This window comes from Acidisphaera rubrifaciens HS-AP3 (assembly GCF_000964365.1).
Lineage (GTDB): Bacteria > Pseudomonadota > Alphaproteobacteria > Acetobacterales > Acetobacteraceae > Acidisphaera > Acidisphaera rubrifaciens.
Map to the genome: position 1 here is coordinate 1 of NZ_BANB01000668.1, position 2,346 is coordinate 2,346.

Sequence of the window (2,346 nt, forward strand, 5' to 3'; positions counted from 1 at the left end):
TCCCGTCGGTGGTGGAGGCGGCGCTGCTGCCGCATCTGATCGGCTGGGGCCGCACGCGCTGGCTCGTGCTGACGGGCGAGGTGATCGGGACGGAGGAAGCCGCCGCCTGGGGTCTGGTCGAGGCGGTGGCGACGGCGGAGGCGCTGCCGGGCGCACTCGACCGTCTGCTTGCCGCGCTCTGCGCGGGCGGGCCCGGCGCATTGCGGCTCCAGAAGCGGCTGGTGCGGGCGTGGGAGGATCTGCCGACCGGGCAGGCGATCGAGGCCGGGGTGGCGGCCTTCTCCGAAGCGTTCGAGGGCGCCGAGCCGGCGGCCTACATGGCGGCGTTCCAGGCGGCGCAGGCGGCGCGCAAGGCCGCGCGCGGGACGTAACCCGCCTTGGCGCGTTCCGGCCCGGGGCGTGACGCGGCGCCCGGCGCTCCCATCTTATCGGGCGTGCCCGGCGGCACCGGACGGAGAGGGAGACGGGCGATGCTTGGCAAGATCGGCGCGATGGCGTCCGCGGTGGCGCTCGGCGCCTGTTCCGTCTTCGGCATCCGCGCGGGCACGCCGCAGCCGGCCTATCGCGTGATCGCGCAGGTGGGAGACGCGGAGATACGCGCCTACGGGCCGCGCCTCGCGGCGCAGACGGAGGCCGAGGGCGACACGGACGCGGCGCGCAGCGCAGCCTTCCGGCGTCTCGCCGCCTATATCTTCGGGGCCAACCACGGCCAGTCATCGATCGCCATGACGGCGCCGGTCGCGACCTCGGCCGCGGGCGCCTCGATCGCCATGACCGCGCCGGTCGCGACGTCCGCTGCCCCCACTGGCGCCCCCTCGGGCGCCCATGGCCTGACGATGACCTTCTACATGCCGCCCGGGTTCACCGCCGCCACGCTGCCGGTGCCGAACGATCCGCGCGTGCGCATCGTCACGGTGCCGGCGCAGACCGTGGCGGTCTGGCGCTACAGCGGCTCGACCTCGGACACGCATGTGGCGGCGGCGCACGCGGCGCTGCTGTCCGCGCTGGCCGGCAGCGCGTGGCGGCCGGTCGGGGATGTCTATGACTGGTTCTACGACCCGCCCTGGACCCTGCCACCGCTTCGCCGCAACGAAGCGGTGGTCGAGGTCACGCAGGCGCCGAAGTGACGCGCCTCAGAACTGCACGATGATGTCGGAGGCGAAGGTCAGGCTGTTGCGGTCGGTGAAGTTCTCATAGGCCTTCGTGTTGACGAGGTTGTAGTCGTAGCGGACTTCCGGCCGGATCATGATGCCCGCGATCGGCGCGGGCAGGCCGGACGGCTTCCACGTCACACCAAGCGTGATTTCGCTGTAGGTGCCGGGGCCGATGCCGATCGACCCGTTCGGCAGCCCCGCGAGCGCGTTCACCGCGTCGAGGTTGCCGGGATACTCGGCGACGAAGAAGCCCTTGTCGTCGCGGAAGATTTCGGCCCGCGCGTTGAACGTCAGCGTGTCGGAGAGCGTGTAGGACGCGTACTGCGCGACGCCGCCGGCGTCGGCCCCGGTGCCGGCGATGCCATAGGCGTCATGGACCCAGTCACCTTCGGTAACGAACGTCAGCTTGTCGTTGGCCTTGTACGTCGCCACGATGTCGTTATAGTAGCGCATGTAACCGCTCGCGTTGGGCACCACGCGCGAGGAGTTCTCCGGCCCCATGTGATCGAGCACCAGCAGCGTCAGCTTGCCGTCGAGCAGGTTGTTGAGCTGGAAGCCGATGATGCCGGCCGGGGCGCCGTTGTTGTCGCCCGCATAGTTGCCGAACGTCGTCTGGTTGCCGGTATCGACGCCGAGATAGACGTCGATCGTCGGATTGGCATGCCAGACCGCGAGCGCGCCGGTGTGCAGGAACGGCAGGCCGAAATTGAAGATGTAGCTGTGCGAGTAGAACGGATTGGTCGACGGATCGATCGTCTCGTAGCCGAGCGGCGTCGGGTACTGGCCGACCTTCGCGTCGATGCCGCCGTCGGACAGCCACGGCAGATGCGCCAGGACGTCCGCTTCCAGGATGGTGAGCTGGTAGCGCTCACCGATCGTCGTATCGAGCTCGCCGAGGAAGTGGGTATAGCGCGCGTCCGACCCGTACAGGCCCTGAATGCGGAAGCCCCACTGATAGTCGGTGTTCTTGGGGTCGAGTTCGCGGTGCAGCGTCAGCAGGATCTGGTTGAGCTGGAACTGGTTGTTGTGGTCGGTGAAGAGCTGGCCGAAATTCTCGTTGCTTCCGTGCTGGCCGAGCGGATCGACCGAGATGCCGCCTTCGAACTGCGCGTTGAGGCTGATGCCGTCACCGAGCTGCAGCCCGGTCGGCGCGGCCGATGCGTCGGGCGCCGGCGCGGCGGCCGCCGCCGCC

2 protein-coding genes and 1 pseudogene are annotated in these 2,346 nt (G+C 69.7%); 2 read left to right on the plus strand and 1 reads right to left on the minus strand.

What is annotated here, in order from left to right; translation table 11 throughout:
* Positions 1-371, plus strand: a pseudogene (locus B8460_RS22215) (hypothetical protein); the annotation flags it as partial.
* 99 nt (positions 372-470) lie between these two features.
* Positions 471-1,127: an SOUL family heme-binding protein gene (locus B8460_RS16095; RefSeq protein WP_084623751.1), complete on the plus strand. Its 657-nt coding sequence runs from the start codon at positions 471-473 to the stop codon at positions 1,125-1,127.
* Between the two features lie 6 nt (positions 1,128-1,133).
* On the opposite strand, the gene B8460_RS16100 is transcribed toward B8460_RS16095, so the two are convergent.
* A partial coding sequence (locus B8460_RS16100; RefSeq protein ID WP_048862630.1) for an outer membrane beta-barrel protein occupies positions 1,134-2,346 on the minus strand: 1,213 nt, incomplete at its 5' end.